The 18,870-nt window shown below is 62.2% G+C and carries 12 protein-coding genes; 7 read left to right on the top strand and 5 right to left on the bottom strand.

The annotated features are described in order from the left end of the window. Together PSJE_RS28430 and fos are read left to right on the top strand one after the other, a co-directional pair. Positions 1-3,473: beta strand repeat-containing protein (locus PSJE_RS28430; protein ID WP_211286268.1), on the top strand; the 3,473-nt coding region annotated here is incomplete at its 5' end. 203 nt (positions 3,474-3,676) lie between these two features. Beyond that, entirely contained in the window at positions 3,677-4,087 is a 411-nt protein-coding gene (gene fos / locus PSJE_RS28425) for a fosfomycin resistance glutathione transferase (RefSeq protein ID WP_090454950.1), read from the top strand. A gap of 257 nt (positions 4,088-4,344) precedes the next feature. Here the strand turns inward: fos and PSJE_RS28420 are convergent, their stop codons facing one another. Next, positions 4,345-7,734 (bottom strand): Ig-like domain-containing protein, encoded by a 3,390-nt coding sequence (locus PSJE_RS28420; RefSeq protein ID WP_093999550.1) that lies wholly within the window; start codon positions 7,732-7,734, stop codon positions 4,345-4,347. Positions 7,735-8,208: 474 nt separating this feature from the next. On the opposite strand from PSJE_RS28420, the gene PSJE_RS28415 reads away from it, so the two are divergent. Further along, positions 8,209-8,931 (top strand): GNAT family N-acetyltransferase, encoded by a 723-nt coding sequence (locus PSJE_RS28415; protein WP_090456490.1) that lies wholly within the window; start codon positions 8,209-8,211, stop codon positions 8,929-8,931. A gap of 322 nt (positions 8,932-9,253) precedes the next feature. Here PSJE_RS28415 and PSJE_RS28410 read toward each other — a convergent pair whose 3' ends face one another. Together PSJE_RS28410 and PSJE_RS28405 are read right to left on the bottom strand one after the other, a co-directional pair. Beyond that, entirely contained in the window at positions 9,254-10,384 is a 1,131-nt protein-coding gene (locus tag PSJE_RS28410) for a DmpA family aminopeptidase (protein WP_090456488.1), read from the bottom strand. A 164-nt stretch (positions 10,385-10,548) separates the two neighbouring features. Further along, on the bottom strand, positions 10,549-11,652 hold the full coding sequence (locus PSJE_RS28405; protein ID WP_093999549.1) for an extracellular solute-binding protein: 1,104 nt from the start codon (positions 11,650-11,652) through the stop codon (positions 10,549-10,551). Positions 11,653-11,762: 110 nt separating this feature from the next. Here PSJE_RS28405 and PSJE_RS28400 point away from each other — a divergent pair, with 110 nt between their 5' ends. Continuing rightward, positions 11,763-12,536 (top strand): helix-turn-helix transcriptional regulator, encoded by a 774-nt coding sequence (locus tag PSJE_RS28400; RefSeq protein ID WP_090456486.1) that lies wholly within the window; start codon positions 11,763-11,765, stop codon positions 12,534-12,536. Between the two features lie 4 nt (positions 12,537-12,540). On the opposite strand, the gene PSJE_RS28395 is transcribed toward PSJE_RS28400, so the two are convergent. Next, positions 12,541-13,452: a LysR family transcriptional regulator gene (locus tag PSJE_RS28395; protein ID WP_090456484.1), complete on the bottom strand. Its 912-nt coding sequence runs from the start codon at positions 13,450-13,452 to the stop codon at positions 12,541-12,543. Between the two features lie 106 nt (positions 13,453-13,558). On the opposite strand from PSJE_RS28395, the gene PSJE_RS28390 reads away from it, so the two are divergent. The 3 genes from PSJE_RS28390 to PSJE_RS28380 all read left to right on the top strand — a co-directional run bounded on the left by PSJE_RS28390 (position 13,559) and on the right by PSJE_RS28380 (position 17,899). After that, positions 13,559-15,286, top strand: coding sequence for an amidohydrolase (locus tag PSJE_RS28390; RefSeq protein WP_090456482.1), 1,728 nt, complete (start codon positions 13,559-13,561; stop codon positions 15,284-15,286). A gap of 146 nt (positions 15,287-15,432) precedes the next feature. Beyond that, the gene (locus PSJE_RS28385) at positions 15,433-16,509 is read left to right on the top strand and encodes a C45 family autoproteolytic acyltransferase/hydrolase (RefSeq protein WP_090456481.1); all 1,077 of its coding nucleotides are present in this window, start codon (positions 15,433-15,435) and stop codon (positions 16,507-16,509) included. A gap of 37 nt (positions 16,510-16,546) precedes the next feature. Continuing rightward, positions 16,547-17,899 carry an MFS transporter gene (locus tag PSJE_RS28380; protein WP_090456479.1) on the top strand — a complete coding sequence of 451 codons (1,353 nt, stop codon included), beginning with the start codon at positions 16,547-16,549 and terminating at the stop codon, positions 17,897-17,899. On the opposite strand, the gene PSJE_RS28375 is transcribed toward PSJE_RS28380, so the two are convergent. Continuing rightward, positions 17,877-18,824, bottom strand: coding sequence for a class I SAM-dependent methyltransferase (locus PSJE_RS28375; protein WP_090456477.1), 948 nt, complete (start codon positions 18,822-18,824; stop codon positions 17,877-17,879). The two genes, PSJE_RS28380 and PSJE_RS28375, sit on opposite strands and share 23 nt — an antisense overlap. Positions 18,825-18,870: the final 46 nt, after the last annotated feature.

Here is an 18,870-nt window from a genome sequence, read left to right as displayed (position 1 = left end):
TCGGCACCGGCGGTGCCTGGACCTACGTCGCCAGCTCCGCCCACAACGAGTTCGCCGCCGGCACCACCTACACCGACACCTTCGCGGTGAGCAGTGCCGACGGCACCCTCACTTCGGTCACCGTGCATATCCTCGGCACCAACGATGCCGCCGTGCTGTCCGCCGACATCGCCAACCTCACCGAGACCAATGCCGCCACCGACATCTCCACCAGCGGCACCCTGACCATCAGCGACGTCGACAGCGCCGCAACCTTCGTCGCCCAAACCAACACCGCTGGCAGCTACGGCCAGTTCTCCATCGGCACCGGCGGTGCCTGGACCTATGTCGCCAGTTCCGCCCACAACGAGTTCGCCGCCGGCACCACCTACACCGACAGCTTCGCGGTGAGCAGTGCGGACGGCACCCTCACTTCGGTCACCGTGCACATCCTCGGCACCAACGATGCCGCCGTGCTGTCCGCCGACATCGCCAACCTCACCGAGACCAATGCCGCCGTAGACATCTCCACCAGCGGCACCCTGACCATCAGCGACGTCGACAGCGCCGCGACCTTCGTCCCGCAGACCAACACCGCCGGCAGCTACGGCCAGTTCTCCATCGGCACCGGCGGTGCCTGGACCTACGTCGCCAGCTCCGCCCACAACGAGTTCGCCGCCGGCATCACCTACACCGACAGCTTCCCGGTGAGCAGTGCCGACGGCACCCTCACTTCGGTCACCGTGCATATCCTCGGCACCAACGATGCCGCCGTGCTGTCCGCCGACATCGCCAACCTCACCGAGACCAATGCCGCCGCCGACATTTCCACCGCCGGCACCCTGACCATCAGCGACGTCGACAGCGCCGCGACCTTCGTCCCGCAGACCGACATCGCCGGCAGCTACGGCAAGTTCTCCATCGGCACCGGCGGTGCCTGGACCTACGTCGCCAGCTCCGCCCACAACGAGTTCGCCGCCGGCACCACCTACACCGATACCTTCGCGGTGAGCAGTGCCGATGGCACCCTCACTTCGGTCACCGTGCATATCGCCGGCAGCAACGACTCACCGACGATCACTTCCAACGGTGGCGGTGCGACGGCTTCGCTCAATGTGGCGGAGAACACCACGGCGGTCACGACGGTGGTGGCGACCGATGCCGATCTACCGGCGCAGACGCTGAGCTACTCGATCCTGAATACGGCCGGGACGGACTTCAGCAAGTTCTCGATCAGTTCGAGCGGAGTGCTGACGTTCAACTCCGCGCCCGATTACGAGAATGCCCAGGATGTCGGTGGTACTGACGGCGACAACGCCTACGTTGTGAACGTTCAGGTGTCCGACGGCAATGGCGGAATCGACACGCAGACGATTACGGTGAACGTGCAGAACGTCGTTGAGACGCCAGTTGATACCGTGGCGCCAACGGTGATAGTGACAGGGACTGCCTTAGGGAGTTCGACGGGTTCAACGTCGACGGTCACATTCCAGTTCAGTGAGACGGTGAGCGGTTTCAACCTGTCTGATGTAGCAGTGACGACAACGAGCGGAACGCCCCGCGGAACCTGGAGTAACTTCACGCAGGTAGACGGTGATACCTACACGGCAATGCTGACCAGAACACTGGGCGGTAGCATAAAAGTCGACGTTGTCGCGAACAGCTACACCGACCTGGCGGGCAATCCTGGTGCGGCCGGGAGCAGTGCAAACCTTCCGGCAGGCGTTGCCGGCGAACCCATCAATCTAGCCCTCAACGTTCCGTCGGCCGATATCAGCGGCCCAATAACGGTGGCCATCAGCGGTGTTCCCTCGGGATGGACGTTCAATGCAGGAACCAACAACGGCGACGGCACCTGGACCGTGCAGACCAGCGATCCCGGCGCATTGACGGTGACAACTCCAAGCGACTTCGCCGGTGCGTTGGTGCTCGATGTCAACATGTACTGGAGCAACAGCGACGGCAGCACCGCAAGCGCCTACGTGTTCAACAACGTCGAAATCTATGCCCCAGGCGCACCGATCTTCGCCTTGTCCACCGACGACAACCTGACCGGCTCGTCCGGTGCCGACACCTTCGTGTTCGCCCGGCCGATCGGCAACAATGTCATTTACAGCTTCGATGCGGCGGCGGACAAGATCGACTTGATCGGCTTTACGGGCGTCAACGATTTTGCGGATGTGAGTATCGTCAATGACGCGAACGGCAATGCCGTGCTCAGCATCAGCGCCGACCAGACGATCACGGTCAACGGCGTGGATGCGGCGGCGTTGAGCGGGGCCAACTTACTGTTCGATGTGGACCCGGTCACGACCAATACGGGCACCCTCACCATTGCCGACGGCGCGATCATGCCGTTCGGTGGCAGCATCCATAACAGCGGCACCATCGAGCTCGGCTCCACCGGCAACGAGACCAGCCTTGAGATTCTGTTCCGTGGCGCGACCTTGACCGGTGGCGGCCAGGTGCTGCTATCCGACAACGCGCAAAACGTGATTTTCGGCGGCAGCGCCGACACGGTACTCACCAATACCGACAACACCATCTCGGGTGCCGGCCAGTTGGGAGCGGGGCAGATGATGCTGGTTAACTCAGGCCTGATTCATGCCAGCGGCGTCAATGCACTGGTGATCGATACCGGTAGCAGCGCCGTCACCAACACGGGGGGGCTGCAAGCCAGCGGCAGCGGCGGATTGGTGATTGAAAGTGCGCTGGTCAACAGCGGCAGCCTGTGGGCGAACGATGGCAATATCACCATCCACGGAGATGCCCAAGGCGCGGGAAGCGCGACTATCAGCGGTTCGGCGATGCTGGAATTCGGTGCTGCCTCCGATCAGCATGTGACGTTTGACAGCGGCGCGGCAGGCACGCTGAAGCTTGATGTGTCGACGGCGTTCAGTGGCAGCGTCAGCGGTTTTACCGCGGGTGACACGCTGGACTTTGGCGATGTTGGGTTCGGCGCCAATACGCAGATCACTTATGCAGCGAATGACACCGGCACCGGCGGCCTGCTGATCGTGAACGACGGCGCGCATGCGGCGCAGGTCGCGCTGAATGGCCAATACGCGGCGGCGGGTTTGCAGGCGAACGCCGAGGGCAGCGGCAGTGAACTGGCCTACGATGCAGCGGCGGCAAACCACAGGATGCTGGGCGGCCTGGCCAACGACATTCTGGTCGGCGGTGCGGGTGACGATCTGTTCCTCGGCGGGCTGGGCAACGACACGCTCAACGGCGGCCTCGGCAACGATACCTTCGCGTTTGCTGCCGCAGGCTTCGGCAACGACTCGATCCAGGACTTCGACGTCAATCCGGCCGCAGGGCAGGACCTGCTCAATATCGCGGGGCTGGGGATCAGCAGCGAGACGTTCGCTGCCAACGTGAGCATTGCGGCTGACGGGGCGGACACGCTGATCGGGATCGGAGTGGACTCTATTCGCCTTGTCGGTGTCAGCAGTGCAGGTATCGATCAGGCGGACTTTATCCTGGCGGTATGATGCTTCTACTGGCCGAACGTTGTTACGCGGTTGCAGGCCTCATCGCGGATAAACCCACGATGGGGTCTGTGCGAGGTATTCTCAAGAACCTCGATTTTGGTTGACTGACTTCCTCAGCGCGTGAGGCGGTCATCTCATCGAAGTCAGCAAACGGGTTTCGATACCCATCTCACACTACGTGCACTGGTTCTGGATAGATGCTCATGTTGACTGGCTTGAATCATTTGACGTTGGCGGTTGTGAACCTCTCTCGCAGTATTGAGTTTTATGTGGCTCTACCCGGCTTTAGATTGGCTGCCCGCTGGGAGACGGGGGCCTATCTTTCCCTCGGTGATCTCTGGCTTTGTCTGTCTCTTGATGAGAGTCGTCTGGCGGAAAAACAGCCTGATTACACCCACTATGCGTTTTCGGTGGGGCAGGAAGATTTTGAAGAAGTCACCGCTTACTTGCGGCTTCGTAACGTTATTGAGTGGAAATCCAATTCGAGCGAAGGTAACTCGTTTTATTTTTCGGATCCCGATGGGCATCGCCTGGAATTGCATGTGGGCAGCCTGGCTTCAAGGCTTGAGCAATGCCGGCGCCAGCCGTATGCAGGTATGGAGTTCTTTGACTGACCGTTTTCGTCTGATCACGTTGAAGAAATAGCTCTGCTATCTGGCCTGCGGCAAAGTATCTGCATTGGCCAGCAGGGAAGCACGTAGCATGATCGGACAGTTATCGAGTCGGCAGGAGCGACTGTTTTACTCGTTCAACCTTGAAGAACACATCCCCGCCAATCACCTTCTTTCTGGAGAATTGACAGCCAGGTAAGTTGTCAGTTTTTTAGCAAGAGGGCCTCAATGAGGCCCTCATCGCCAACGCCTGGTTGTACTCAGTTCGCCTTTATCGGCACCGTCACGGTTTTGCCGAAGGCCGATTTGATGGTCGCCGTCGGGCTAGGCGACGGGCCGCTGCCAGCAGTTGTCACCGCTATGTTCCAGCGCGCGCCTGTGGCCGTAGGCGTCAGGACGGCGGCACCAAGGTTCACCGTACCGGTTGTGGTCGTGGCCGTCGCCGTGATGGTATTGCCCGTGCCACGGGAGGTGGTGCCGGACAGGACCCAATACCAGCGGCTGTTGCTGCGGGCGGTGACGGTGGCGCTGGTGACGATCAGGCTCTCGTTGATCGCTGCCGAGACCGCCACGGATACCGTCGCCGGTGCCGACTCGGCGCCCTTGGCATCGGCGGCCTTATAGGTAAAGGTCGCGGTGAACGGCGCGGGGACCGTGGCCGGTGGTGTGTAGGTCACACGCAGACCATCGGTGCTGACCACGCCCTTGCCGGAGTCCGGTTGCTCCAGCCCCACCACTTTAAGTGGCACGTTACCGTCAGGGTCGCTGTCGTTGGCCAGCACGTTGATGATCACCGGTTGGCCGGTGTTACTGATGGCGCTGTCGGGGTTGGCAATCGGTTTTTGGTTAGCGGCGTCCTCGACACGTGTATCGCCAGTGCGGAAGGTCGGCAGCGCGGCGGAGTTGACGTAGTTGACGCCGTCCCAGCCGGGCAGGGGGGTTGGCATCAACTGGAACTGGCCGGGGTGCTCGACATCCCAGCGCAGCAGCATGGAGGTGTCCTCGTGCTGGGTGTTGTGGCAGTGCTCCATGTAGGTCCCGGCGAATTCACGGAAGCGGATCGCCATTTCCACGTCCTGCGAGCTGTCGATGCCCTCGCCGATGCGATAGATGTCCTTGCGTGCCCATTTTTCCCATTCCGGCGGTGCCTTGCCGTCGCGGTTGAGGACGATCCCTTCTTCGAAGTGCACGTGCACCGGGTGGTTCCAGCCGTTGCCGCCGTTCCTGATTCTCCACACTTCCAGGGTGCCGTCGCCGGAGAACCCGGCAGCGGTCGGACCGTTGGCCAGTTGCGGAGCGGCACTGATGACTCGAGGGTCCATCTGGAAGCCTAAACCGCCGTCGGTCTTGATCGTCCAGGGGGCTTCGTCGGTGCCATCGGAGCGGCCGAAGATGAACTCGCGATGGCGCGCCAGTTTCAGTTTGGCCTGCACCGTCAGGTCGTCACGGTTGAGGGTCAGCGGAAGCATGGTTTTACCCATCGCCTTGCCCGGTTTGGCGGGTTCGTAGTCGGCGGGGTTCATGCTCACGTCCTGGCCGGCATAAGGCTGTACCAGCAGTTGCAGGAACTTGCCCACCACCGGGTCGCCGGCGTCCCATTCCAGCCCTTTGCTGCCCAGCTTGAGCACCGCCTTGTACCTGCCGGACAGGACATCGGCCAGGCTCGGCGGCAAACTCTCCGGCCCCTTGCCGTCGTGGTGCTCCATCAGGTTGACGAAATACAGCTTGTCGCCGGTGCTGATCCCGTTTTTCGCGAAGTTGACGATGATGTCGTAACGCTCGGCGATGCCCATGGTGGGCAGGATGGCGTTGTGGTCCTGCAGGTCGCCGTCAGCGTCCAGGTCCATGCTGCCGTCGAACGGTACGGCGTGTTCCATGAGGTTGCCGTCGTTGGCGATCAAGTGGAACGGCACGCGGGTATAGGACAGGCCGGAACCTGTCGGGCCGGGGAATTCGCCACCGGTGCCGACGATTTCACGCACCAGCGCGATCTTGAAGTAGCGCGACACCGAGCCGTTGAGAATGCGGAAGCGATAGCTGCGCGCCCTCACCTTCAGGCGCGGCTGGTACTGCCAGTTGACCAGGAGCTGGTCGCCGAGAAAACCATCGGTGTTGAACGGGTTGAACCACAGCTGGCCATTGGCGTCCCAGGCCTTGTCGGCCAGCAGCAGGTTGACGTCATAGTCGCGGTTGCCCCAGGGCAACGCTGAACCGCTGGGCAGGCGCAGGTTGACGCCGTCTACAAACGCTTCGTTACCGCGATCCAGAGCGCTGTAGTAGTTCATCATCACCGCGTTGCCCTTGTAGACGTTCTGCGCGGTGAAATCGAGCATGTGGTCGTGGAACCAGTGGGTGCTCATGGTTTCGTGCCAGTCGCCACGGATCTTGATGCTGCCGTTGTTGCAGGTCTTGAGGCCCGGCGTGGCATCGTTGACATACAGGGTTTCACCCGGGGCGCAGGGGAACGCCGCGCGCGGATCCTGAGCGCTGGTGTTGATGGTGTCGTAACCGGCCAACTGGATCGGCCAGCGATAGTCGTAGTACTGCCCCGGAAAGAAAAACGCATTGGAATAGCCGTCGCTTTCGGCCGGGGAGTGGCCGTTGTGTTCGTGGGTGCTGAGGGTGTGCAGGCCGAACCCCATGTTGGCCGACGGATCGATCGGCAGGGCGTTGTAGTGGCGCATCAGCACCGGTTGGCCGTACCGCACCATCAGCAGTTTTGGCGGAAAGGTGCCGTCGAAAGTCCAGAGCGCCTTGTGGTTCTGAATCGGCATGTTGGGGTGAAAACGGGTGTCGATGCCTTTGGTGGTGCCCGTTATGACCGGGGTGTCCGAGGTCTGGTTGTAGAGCCCGCCCGGCCCGAACTCACCGACGGCGTAGTTGTGCAACTGCCGACGGTCGCGCATGCCGCCGTTGAGCTTGGCGCCGGCTTGAGTGGTCTTGAAGGCGACCTGTGGGTAGAACTCGTTCCAGCGCTGGTGCGACCAGCCTTTTCCTGGCGGACGACCTTCGGCCGGCGAGCCGACCGGATGGCGGTTGAGGAAGGCTTCGATCTGCGCTTTCCACGGGTTGCGGTCCAGCACGTTGGAATACTGCGCCGGAAACGGGTACAGCCCCGGCTGGCGCATGAAGGCTTCCAGCGCGGCGGCCGAAGGGCCGCTGCGGGCGATGTTGTTCGGGTCCTGCGTGGGCGCCGGGCCGACGATCGGAACCGGGAAAGTCAGGGGCGGTGCCGGCAGTGTCGGGTCGAGTTTTTCCGTGCCGAATTCTTCGAACAGCAGCAGTTGCTGAGTGTATGGCTGGGCCCCGAACAACGGGCTGGGCTTGCCGTTGGTGGGGATTTTGAAGGATGTCTGCAGGCTTGGCGGCAGCACGTTGTCGGTCGTTGGCGTGGTGCGGGTGCCATACACACCATTGGGTAGGGCGTAGGAGCCCTGGTTGGTGGGAGGCATGGTCTCTATGGCATCCAGCGCGGCCTGGGGGTCGGCCGGCGGGTTGGTATACGCCGACGGATCTGTTGGCGGCGGCGGGCTGACATCGTCAAGCGGTGCTGCGTTGACGATGCCGAGGCTGACGTTGATCAGCATCACAGCGGCGATGCCCGGTTTGCTGAAAAGGCCGAGCGATTTGAGGTCAGTTTTGTTTTTCATCTTGTTTCCTCGGGACGCGTCGGTGTGGCTGACGTTCGCAAAACGCTGGATGCAATAGGTGCGCCAATCGCGGGGAAATTTGGGGGAAACAAAAACCTGTTTGATATCAAAAGGCTGGCGGTTTGGGTTTTGGTCCTGATGGCGCAGTAGGTGGGAATCCTCAAAGTTGGGGGCTTTCACCCACCCGTTCTCCCCCGTTCATACCCGAGGTCGGTGTGGTGGTAACCGCTTTCGCGAGCAGGCGAGCTCCCACAGCAGATTGAGGTGTGGGCAATACCGCTGTCCCCTGAAGGAGCGGGCCTGATCGCGAAGAGGCAAGTTCATCCAGCACAATGTGTGCCGGACTCACTGTTGTCGGCCTTGAAAATGATGCGCATGGCTCAAGGAGGGTGGATGTCTGTCCATCACCTTCGGACCGGACGTGCCGGGCGCGCTATGATAGGCGGCCCTTGCCTCCCGGAGCCTGTCACCGCAATGCCCCTGATCAGCCATTTCAAGACCCCGTGCCCCGAGCACATCAATAGCCAGATCCTGCAGATGGTGGTCGACAACCTGACCGACATCAGCATGGTCGCGATCCCGCCCAGCAACCTGCTGTACAACCTCTATCAATACGCGATCGGCTATGAGGTGCACCTGTATCTGGAAGCGCTGAACGGTGAAAAAGGCATTGCCGTGGAGTTGATCGTCGCCACGGACGAAGACGACCCGCAAAAGGTGACGGGCTTTGTGCTGTACCTGCCGGTGCAGGACGACCCCGAGGCCTGCGGCGTGGCGTACATGGCGGTGCAGGCCGAGTATCGGCGCCAGGGCGTGGCCCGGCGGATGCTGCGGGAAATGGTCGGTCGCTACCCCCATGCCGAGCTGACCTGCGCGGTGGCCAAGGTGCCGTATTTCGAGGCGATGGGCTTTGAGGTGGTGGGCGTGCGTGCGACCCAGGTGTTGATGAACACTCGCGACCACGCTACCGCTGGCTTGATGGCGCTGCTGGATGTGGCGTCGATCTACAGCTCGCTGGAAGTGCGGCAGATTCATACCTACCTGCTGCAAAAGCATGGCAAGCGGGCCATGACCGACGCGGAAAAACAGCGCGACCGGCATCTGGACCAGTTGACGCGCAAGGCCCAGGCATTTGTGCGGGGGCGGTTGGGTGACGATGCGGTGCCGGCCGCTGGCCCTCGGTTGCGCCTGGTCTGATCGCACTTTCCTGAACCCCCACAAATCCCCCTGTGGGAGCGAGCTTGCTCGCGATAAGGCCGGGTCAGTCGACATTTACTGTGGCTGACCCCACCGCTATCGCGAGCAAGCTCGCTTCCACAATGAACAGTGTTGGTTTTCAGAGGTAAAAAAAGAGCCTCAAAGCTCTTGATGGGGAGGAAGTGGAGCCGTGAGGCTCAAGATGCGCATGAAACAAGTGGTGAGCTTGGTAGGGGTTCAGTTCACTCACCACCTACGCAGCGGCTTGCGCAAGCAAGCAAGCGGCTGCGTAAGTTCATCCTAAAAAGACCGAGTGTTTCACTCAAGTACCGCTAGTCGCATCCCCCGGCCAGCCGGCGCGGCGCAACGCCTTGAGCAAGATTTCGGCATCCAGCCCCTGCACCCCATGCCCGTTGCCTTCGGCGGTGTCGGCGGCGAGCAGGGCATTGATGATGGCTTCTTCCACGGCTTCGGTGGCGGCCAGGAACAGCTCGCTGATGTGGTCGTTGTTGACCATGCTCAGATTGTGGGTGGTCGGTGCTTTCTTGCTCTCGTAGGCAGCCGGTGGCACGTGATCATTACCGGTGGCGAAGGCGATGAAGATGTCGCCGCTGTGGTCTTCATTGCCGCCGCCGGTGCGGGCCAGGCCGAGGCTGGCCCGCTGGGCCAGGCGTGTGCACTGGTGCGGCAGCAACGGCGCATCGGTGGCCAGGCAGACCACGATCGAACCCATGCCCGGATGGGGCAACGAGGCCTTGAGGAACGGCGAATCGACCTGTTCCATGTAGCGCCCGACCGGGTAGCCATCGACGCGCAACTCATTGCGAATGCCGTGGTTGGCCTGGACAATCGCCCCCACCGTCCAGCCGCCTTGGGCACTGTTCAAGCGGCGCGACGCGGTGCCGATGCCGCCCTTGAATTCGTGGCAGATCATGCCGCTGCCACCGCCGACATTGCCTTCGGCCACCGGGCCGCCCGCCGCCGATTGCACAGCCTGTGCCACGTGTTCAGGTTTCACGTGAAAACCGTTGATGTCGTTGAGCAGGCCGTCGAAGGTTTCCAGCACCACTGGCATATTCCAGTAGAGGCGCCCGTCATCCGGCTGCTGCTCGCGGTCGAGCACGATCAGCGCGTCGCGCACCACGCCCAGGCTGTGGGTGTTGGTGAAGGCGATGGGGCTGGTCAGCAAGCCTGCCTCGCGTATCCACTCCAGCCCCGTGGCATCGCCGTTGCCGTTGAGCACATGCACGCCGGCAAAGCAGGGTTGCTGACTGGTGGAACCGGCGCGCGGTTCGATGACGGTGACGCCAGTGAGGATGTCGCGGCCATTGGCCGTGCGGCCTCGTACGTCGCTGTGGCCGACCCGTACGCCGGGGACGTCGGTGATGGCATTGAGCGGGCCGGGTTGCAGTTGGCCGATCGGGATGTTCAGGTCGCGGGCGCGTGGTTTCATGGTTTTCTCATCTTCGATTCGTGGCAGAAAAAATATTTTTTGGACACCACGGACACTGTGGGAGCGAGCTTGCTCGCGATGGGGTCGCTAAATTCAGCATCCATGGCGACTGATCCACCGCTATCGCGAGCAAGCTCGCTCCCACAGGGTTTTGTGGTGTCCGGTCATTGACCGTTTTTGACCTTGCTCCAGATCCGCGTGCGCACGCGCTCGGTAGCGGGTGGCAGTGGCTGGAGGGTGAACAAGGTGGCCATGGCTTCGGCGGGCGGATAGACGGCCGGGTTGCTGCGGGTCGCTTCGGCCACCAGCGTGGTGGCGCTGCGGTTGCCGTTGGGGTAGTTGAGGTGGTCACTGACCGGAGCGATGACTTCGGCGCGCATCAGGTAGTCGATGAAGGCCATGCCTTGTTCCGGGTGCGGAGCGTCCTTGAGCAGCACCAGCGTATCGAACCACACCGGCGCGCCTTCCTTCGGCAGGCTGTAGGCGATCTTCACGCCGTTGCCGGCCTGCTCGGCGGTGGATTTGGCTTCGAGCATCGCGCCGGACCAGCCCACTGCCACGCAGATGTTGCCGTTGGACAGGTCGCTGATGAACTTCGACGAGTTGAAGTAGGCGATGTGCGGACGCAGTTTCAGCAGCAGCGCTTCGGCCTTTTTGTAGTCCTCGGGGTTGGTGCTGTTGGGCGGCAGGCCGAGGTAGTGCAGGGCAACCGGCAGCATCTCCGACGGCGAGTCGAGCATGGCCACGCCGCACTCGCCGAGTTTCGCCAGGTTCTCCTCCTTGAACACCAGGTCCCAGGAGTCCACCGGCGCCTTGTCACCCAGCAGCGCGCGCACTTTGTCGATGTTGTAGCCGATACCATTGGTGCCCCACAGGTAGGGTACGGCGTACTGGTTGCCCGGATCGTTGTTGGCCAGTTTCGCCAGCAGTTCGGTGTCCATATTCTTGAAGTCCGGCATCTGCGCACGGGGCAGGGGGGCGAGGGCGCCGGCCTTGATCAGCGTGGGCAAACTGAAGTTGCTGGCCACCACCACGTCGTAGCCGCTGCGGCTGGTGAGCAACTTGCCTTCGAGCACTTCGGCGCTGTCGAAGGTGTCGTAGACCGGTGCAATCCCGGTGTCACGTTTGAAGTCCTGCAGGGTGGTGGGACCGATGTAGTCGTACCAGTTGTACACGTGCACCGTCGGGGCTTCGACCGCAGAAGCCGACAGCGAAACCGCCAGACAGGCGCCAAACCCCAGATTGAAATACAAGCGGTGACGACTCATGATGCGGCACTCCTGGCCTGTTGCGGCCGGTGGTATTCAGGAGTTTGCAGCGTATCGACCGGGGTGGCCTTCACCCATTCCCATCATGGGTTACTCAAAAGGGGTAGTGCGTGGACGCGTTGTTGAAAGAGTTGCCGGTGCATCAGGGGCTGGCGCGGGTCTTTACGGCGGTGGGGCAGGACAGTTTCTGGCGTGCGCTGGTCGATACCCTGCGCTTGCTGGTGCCGCTGGATAACGCGTTGGTGGCGCTGATGCGCCCGGGGCATGTGCCGCGCCTGCTGATTGACTTCGATGCCAAGGGCAACAGTGATGAGCAGGAAGAACTGGCGGACTACCGCGCCGGCATGTACCTGCTTGATCCGTTCTACCAAGCCGCTTGCGCCGGCATCGCCGACGGCTTGCACAGCCTTGATTCGGTGGCCCCCGACCAGTTCCAGCACAGTGAGTACTACCTGAGTTACTTCAGCACCGTGGTCGGTGGGGATGAATTGCAGTTCATGGTCAACGTCGATGGCGCCGTGCTCGGCCTGTCCCTGGGGCGTTCGACACGCTTCAGCCTCGAGGAGCAGGGCCGTCTGCTGTGCGTGCGTGACTGGGTGCTGGCGGCGATGCGCCGACACCTGGATTTGCTGCCACTGGAAGGGCCGGTCGCCGAACCACCGGCCGGCGATCTGGCGACCTTGCTCGATCGCTTCGACGCACGCCTGACCCTGCGGGAAATCGAAACCGCGCGCCTGATTCTCCAGGGGTTCTCCAGCAAGGCCATCGCCCAGCAAATGGGCATCTCCCCGGAGACGGTGAAGGTGCATCGGCGCAACCTCTATCACAAGCTCAACGTGAACGGGCATGGCGAGTTGTTTGCACTGGTGTTGCGGCCGCGTTGAACGGTCATGCAGCGGGCTGTTGCCAATGCGCCTTGAGGTATTGGATGAACACTTTCACCTTGCGCGTATTGCGCCGGTGGGCCAGGTACAGCACGTAGACCCACGGCCCGAACGCGCTGGGTTCACGCCAGTACTGGGGCATCAACTCGACCAGCTCACCGCGCGCCAGATAGGGCGCGGCACTCCACTGCGGGATGAACTGCAAGCCCTGGCCATCGAGCAGGCAGGCCAGGAGAAAGTCGTAGTTGTCACTGGCCACCCGTGGCGTCGGCTGTGTCAGGCGTATCCGTTGCTCGCCTTGCTTGACCCACCAGAAATGCCGATTCAGTAGCGGATGGCGGAATATCAGCCAGTCATGCTGCTGATAATTTTCCAGTGAAACATCCTCGCCTTTGCGCGCCAGGTACGTCGGGCTGGCGCACAGCAACATCTGGTTTTCCACCACCGGCTGCGCGATCACCCCGGGCAGGTCGATGGGGCCGTCGCGCAGGGCGAGGTCGTAGCCGCCGTCCACCGGGTCTTCGAAGTTATCGCTCAGGTCCACTTCCAGGTTGACCTGCGGATGCGCGGTCAAAAAGCGACAGCACACCTGATTGAGAAACGCCGGTGCGAACGAGGGCGGGGCGGTGATCCGCAAGTCGCCGCGCAGTTCATGTTGCAACTGCTCCACGTCTTCGGTGGCCAGTTGCAGTTGCATCAGCGCCTGGCGTGCGCCTTCCAGGTAGATGCGGCCCGCTTCGGTCAGCGCCATGCGCCGGGTGGTGCGGTCGAACAGGCGCGTGCCGAGTTCTTCCTCCAGTTGGGCCACGGCCTTGGTCAGGGCCGAAGGGGTTTTGCCGAGCAGGTCGGCGGCGCGGCTGAAATTACCCTGTTCGGCGGTGGCGACGAACATGGTCAGGGCACTCATTTTGTCCATTTATCTATTCCTGATAGGCACAGAAGTTGTGCGGGAGCAGGCATTCAGTTCTCGATTCGGCTTGGATAGTCTTGGCTACAGCCCAACAAAAATAAAGAGCCATCCCATGAAACAGATTCTGACCCTGGCCGCGTCACTTGTTCTGGCCTGTTCCTCGATGGAAAGTATGGCTGCTGTCGATCTCATCCTGCACAACGCCCGGGTGTACACCGCCGAACCTGGCCAGCCCTTGCAGCAGGCCATTGCGGTCGAGAACGGCAAGGTCTCGGCGGTGGGTTCCGATGCACAAGTGCTGCGGCTCAAACAGCCGGACACGCGCATCATCGACCTGGGCGGCAAGGTGCTGATGCCAGGGTTTATCGACTCGCACTCGCACACGGTGAAGGGCGGCCTGCAATTGCGTCAGGCCAATCTGGACGGCGAGTTGCTGCCGCTCGATGAGCTGGAAAAGCGCCTGCGTCAATGGCGCGAAGACGGCAAGGCCAAACGCGGTGACGTCCTCAGTGTCGGCGGCTTGCCATCGACTTACTGGAGCCGGATCGAGGCGCTTGAGCAGCGCTTCAATCAGGGGGAATGGGCGGATACACCCATTCTCTTTCTGGGCTGGGACCTGCACACGGGGTGGGCCAACCGGGCCATGCTCCAGCGTGCCGGCGTCGATGCCGCGCGGGTCAAGGCGCTGAAGGACGAGGAGCAGGCCACGATAGGGCATCACTCCGATGGGCGTCCGAATGGCTTCCTGGTCGACGCCGGCCTGTATCCGGTACAGGCCTTGCTTGCAGCCCCGACCACCGAGGAGTTGATGGCGGGCGGGCGCGCAGCACTGGACTACTACAAGAGCCTGGGCATCACTGGCTGGCTGGACCCGATCGCCAATGAAATCCCCGGCGGCGATGTGAACAATCAGTCGGTGGGGGTGCTGCCCATCTACAAGGCGTTGGCCGAACGCGGCGAGCTGACCGCTCATGTGGCCGCACTGCTGATGGCGGACTCGAAAGCCACGCCGGCCGATCTCGATGAGCTGGACAAGGTTCGTCAGCAGTTTCTCGGCGTGCCCAACCTGACCCTGCCGGGGATCAAGGTGTTTGCCGACGGCGTGGCGGAAGTTCCGGCACAAAGCGCCGCCATGCTGGATCCCTACAAGAACTCGAAGAAATCCGGCGAGTTGCTGATCGACCCGGCTCACTTCGGCGAACTGGTCAGCGCCGCCGACGCCCGCGGCTGGCTGGTGCACATCCATGCGATTGGCGACCGCGCAGTGCGTGAGTCGCTCAACGGCATCGAGCAAGCGCGCAAGGACCGGAAAAGCGGGATTGCCCATTCCATCACGCACGTGCAGATGGTCAATCCGAAGGAATTCGCCCGCTTCAAAACCCTCAACGTGATTGCCTCGATGCAGCTGTATTGGGCCATGGCCGATGAGTCGAGCGTGGACCTGGTCAAGCCCTATGTCAGCGCCATGGCCTTCATGTATTCGTACCCGGCCCGCTCACTGCTGAAGAACGGCGCGACCGTTGCCGGTGCCAGCGACTGGCCGATCACCACGCCGGATCCGTGGAAGGCGATCTACCAGGCGGTCAGCCGCAAAGGTCCCAAAGGCGTGCTCAACGCTGACGAAGACATCGACCGCCAGACCATGTTCCAGGCCTACACCCTCAACGCCGCCCGCACTTTGCGCCTCGAGGATCAGATCGGTTCGCTCAAGCCGGGCAAACAGGCCGACATGATCGTCCTCGACCGTGATGTCTTCACGGTCAAGCCAGAGGCCCTGCGCGATACCCGGGTGCTGCAGACCTGGTTCGCCGGCCGCGAAATTTTCGCCCGTAAACCCTGACCCCCCCCACAACCCGGAACCTGTAGGAGCGAGCCTGCTCGCGATGACGTCATCACATCCAACATTGATGTCGACTGACCCACCGCTATCGCGAGCAAGCTCGCTCCCACAGGCTGAATGCCAACGCAAAAAAAGGACCACCGCTCGTGAAACTGCATTGCTTCGTCACCGACACCCAAAACCCGCAAATCCGAGGCCAGCAGATTGGCGAAACCTGGGGCGCACAGATCGGCAAGACGGTGGCGCTCTATCTCGATTTTTTCAATCAGGTCGGTGTTATGCCCGAGCAGGTGCGCTCGATCGGTGAAGCCAGCCTGCAAGCACTCACCGACTGGAGCCCAAGCCTGGCCCGGGAGCTGGAGGCCACGGCCGAAGGTGCCGGGATTGCCCTGTGGCAACTGGCGAGCCTGAATGCCCGTACGGAAATTCTTGCGGTGATGCCAGCCTCGCTCGAAGGTGAATGTTCGACGGCGGTCCATGCGCCAGCGGGGGCTGATGCGCCCAGGACCATCCAGACCTGGGACTGGCACGATTCCCTGGTGCCCCACGGCATGCTGTTGCAACTCACGGCCAGCTCCGGACTCACCGTCAAGCTGTTCACCGAGTTCGGCATGCTCGGCAAGATCGGCGTGAACAGCGCAGGCATCGGGCTGCACTTCAACATCCTGCACCACGCCAGTGACAACGCCGTGGCCGGGGTGCCAGTGCATGCGATTGCCCGGCGGATTCTGGAGGAGGCCACCAGCGTAGAAGAGGCGATTGCCCTGGCGCGATCGGCGCGGGTCAGTGCCTCGACGGTGCTGACGGTGTTCTCCCGCAGCGATGCATCGCCACGTGCGGCGAGCATTGAAATGTCCGCCGCCGGCACCGCCGTGGTCTTGCCCGGTGAGGACGGCTGGATCACCCACACCAACCACTTTCTCGACGCGGCACTCAGCCTTGGCGAGCGGACGCCGGACGCTTCGACCACCTACGCACGCCTGGCTCATGTCAACGCAGCGCGGGTCGACATGAGCCATGGCGACTTGAATCGCCGGGCGGCGGCCATGTGCGGTGCCGCCGGCGACGAGGCGCCGATCTGTTTCCATCCGGACCTGAGCATGCCGGCCACCGAGCGCTGGGAAACCCTGCTGACCATCGGCATCGACAGCGAACACGGCGTCCTCGAATACGCTGCCGGCAACCCGATGCAACTGGCCCGCGACGGCTTTCAGCGGTTCTGAACCGGCGTCCTCCATAACAACAAAAAGAGCACTCGATATGGCTAGTAACGGTCATTGCACGGCGGGTTCGCAATCCGCCCTCAGAACCTTTTTCGTCTCCGGCATGGGTACCGCGCTGGAGTTCTATGACTTCGTCATCTACGGCACGGCGGCGGCGCTGGTGTTTCCCAAGGTGTTCTTCCCGCAGATGGACCCACTCACCGCCACGTTGTTTGCCTTCGCGGCCTTTGGCGCGGGCTTTTTTGCCCGTCCGTTGGGCGGCATGGTCTTCGGGCACTACGGTGACAAGATCGGCCGGCAGAAAATGCTGGTGATCACCCTGTTGCTGATGGGCCTGAGCACCTTTTTGATCGGCTGTCTGCCGGGCTATTCGTCGATAGGCCTGGCAGCACCGGCTCTCCTGGTGCTGCTGCGGTTGATACAAGGCTTCGCCGCTGGCGGCGAGTGGGGCGGGGCGGCGCTGTTCGGCATCGAATCGGCACCACCCGGTCGACGAGGACTGTGGGGCAGTTTCACCAGCATGGGCATCGGCATCGGTGGCATCCTGGGGGCGGCGGTGTTTGGCATCGTCAGTGTCGCCTCGAACGATAACCTTGCCGATTTCGCCTGGCGCATCCCGTTCTGGCTCGGTGGTGTGCTGGTGTTGATCGGGCTCTATGCGCGGCTGCAAAAACCGGTGGCACAGCCAGTCGAACACAAAACGCAGGCACGCATTCCCCTGGTCGCGGCACTGCGGGCACGCCCGAAGGAAATGCTGCTGTGCACCGGGATCGCGTTTGGCTACGTGACCATCGCCTACATCGGCAGCACGTTCTTTTTGTCGTATGCCACCCAACTCGGCTACAGCAGCACGGACGCGCTGATCTTCGACTTTTCGTTGTCGGTGGCCATCGTGGTGACAGCTCCGCTGTTTGCCCTGCTGTCCGACCGGGTCGGCCGACGCAAAGTCATGATCCTCGGCGCAATCATCATGGCCATCGGGTTCTTTGCCTTCTTCCCGTTGGTCGGCATGAAAAGCCTGTGGGTATCGACTCTGGCGTACATCGCGGTCGGTGCATTCATGGGGGCGACCCAGGGGCCGATTCCGGCCTTTCTCGCAGAGCAGTTCCCCCGGGATATGCGCTATTCGGGGATGTCCGCCGCCTACCAGATCGGCGCAGCACTGGGCGGTGGTACGGCGTCGAGCGTGGCCACGGCGATCCTGATTGCCACCAACCACAATGCAGTCGGGGTTGCGGTATATGGCTCGGTGGCGCTGGCGATCGTGGCGGTTTGCTCGTTCTTTTTGAGGGAAACGGCGCACTTGAGCATGGCGCAGATTGATGAAGTGTCGAGGGATGAGGGCGTGCTGCCCGCCGCAACGACGGTCAGTCGGTCAGGCGCTGCTTGAACACCAACGCCTTCAACCCACACTCGACATCCGCATCCGGAAACTCCGGCGGGTTCTCCAGCCGTTGTTCGAACCGCAGGCTTGGCGCTTCGCGGGTCACGCCGTCAATCAGGAAGTCGGCACCGAACGCCGGGTCGTTCATGCACGCCAGCACGGTACCCTGGGGGCTGAGCAATTCCGGCAATCGACGCAACACTCGCTGGTAGTCCTTGGTCAGCAAGAAACTGCCTTTCTGGAACGACGGCGGGTCGATGATCACCAGGTCGTACGGGCCTTTGCCGATCACCTTGCCCCAGGACTTGAACAGGTCGTGGCCGAGGAAACCGACCTTGCTCATGTCGTGGCCGTTGAGCCGGTGGTTGTCACGGCCACGGTTCAAGGCCGGGCTCGACATGTCGAGGTTGACCACGTGGCTCGCGCCGCCTTCGATGGCCGCCACCGAAAAACCGCAGGTGTAGGCGAACAGGTTCAACACCCGCTTGCCCTCGGCATTGGCCCGCACCCAGTCGCGACCGTAGCGCATGTCGAGGAACAGCCCGGTGTTCTGTTTGCGGCCCAGGTCCACCCGGTACTTCAGGCCACCCTCGGTGATGGTCATTTCCTCGATGACGTCCCCCAGCAGCCACTCGGTGGTGCTTTGCAGCAAGTAGCGATGTTGCAGCAACAGGGTGTGGGCGCCGGACTGGGCCCATTGCGCTGACTCGGTGATCGCCATCAGCAACTGCTTCAAGCCTTCCAGTTGCTCAGCTTCCGGTTCCTTGAACAGCGCCACCAGCACGACGCCCTGCAACCAGTCCACGGTCACTTGCTCCAGCCCGGGCCAGCAGCGGCCACGGCCGTGGAACAGGCGGCGGGTTTCGGCAGGGGCGGTTGCCAGTGCCGTCAGCAAGTGGTCGTGAAGGGTGGAGAGGGCGTCTGTGTTCATTGGTCTGGGTCGGCAATTTGCGGGGGCGGCATTTAACCATAATTGC

This window comes from Pseudomonas jessenii (assembly GCF_002236115.1).
Taxonomy (GTDB): domain Bacteria; phylum Pseudomonadota; class Gammaproteobacteria; order Pseudomonadales; family Pseudomonadaceae; genus Aquipseudomonas; species Aquipseudomonas jessenii.
The sequence above is the reverse complement of the archived record's forward strand: the minus strand, read 5'-3'. Positions and strand labels throughout refer to the sequence as shown.

Bases quoted from the DNA above. Each gene is read 5' to 3' on its own strand.
- fos (WP_090454950.1), top strand. From the start codon at position 3,677: ATGTTGACTGGCTTGAATCATTTGACGTTGGCGGTTGTGAACCTCTCT.
- PSJE_RS28420 (WP_093999550.1), bottom strand. From the start codon at position 7,734: ATGAAAAACAAAACTGACCTCAAATCGCTCGGCCTTTTCAGCAAACCG.
- PSJE_RS28415 (WP_090456490.1), top strand. From the start codon at position 8,209: ATGCCCCTGATCAGCCATTTCAAGACCCCGTGCCCCGAGCACATCAAT.
- PSJE_RS28410 (WP_090456488.1), bottom strand. From the start codon at position 10,384: ATGAAACCACGCGCCCGCGACCTGAACATCCCGATCGGCCAACTGCAA.
- PSJE_RS28405 (WP_093999549.1), bottom strand. From the start codon at position 11,652: ATGAGTCGTCACCGCTTGTATTTCAATCTGGGGTTTGGCGCCTGTCTG.
- PSJE_RS28395 (WP_090456484.1), bottom strand. From the start codon at position 13,452: ATGGACAAAATGAGTGCCCTGACCATGTTCGTCGCCACCGCCGAACAG.
- PSJE_RS28390 (WP_090456482.1), top strand. From the start codon at position 13,559: ATGAAACAGATTCTGACCCTGGCCGCGTCACTTGTTCTGGCCTGTTCC.
- PSJE_RS28380 (WP_090456479.1), top strand. From the start codon at position 16,547: ATGGCTAGTAACGGTCATTGCACGGCGGGTTCGCAATCCGCCCTCAGA.
- PSJE_RS28375 (WP_090456477.1), bottom strand. From the start codon at position 18,824: ATGAACACAGACGCCCTCTCCACCCTTCACGACCACTTGCTGACGGCA.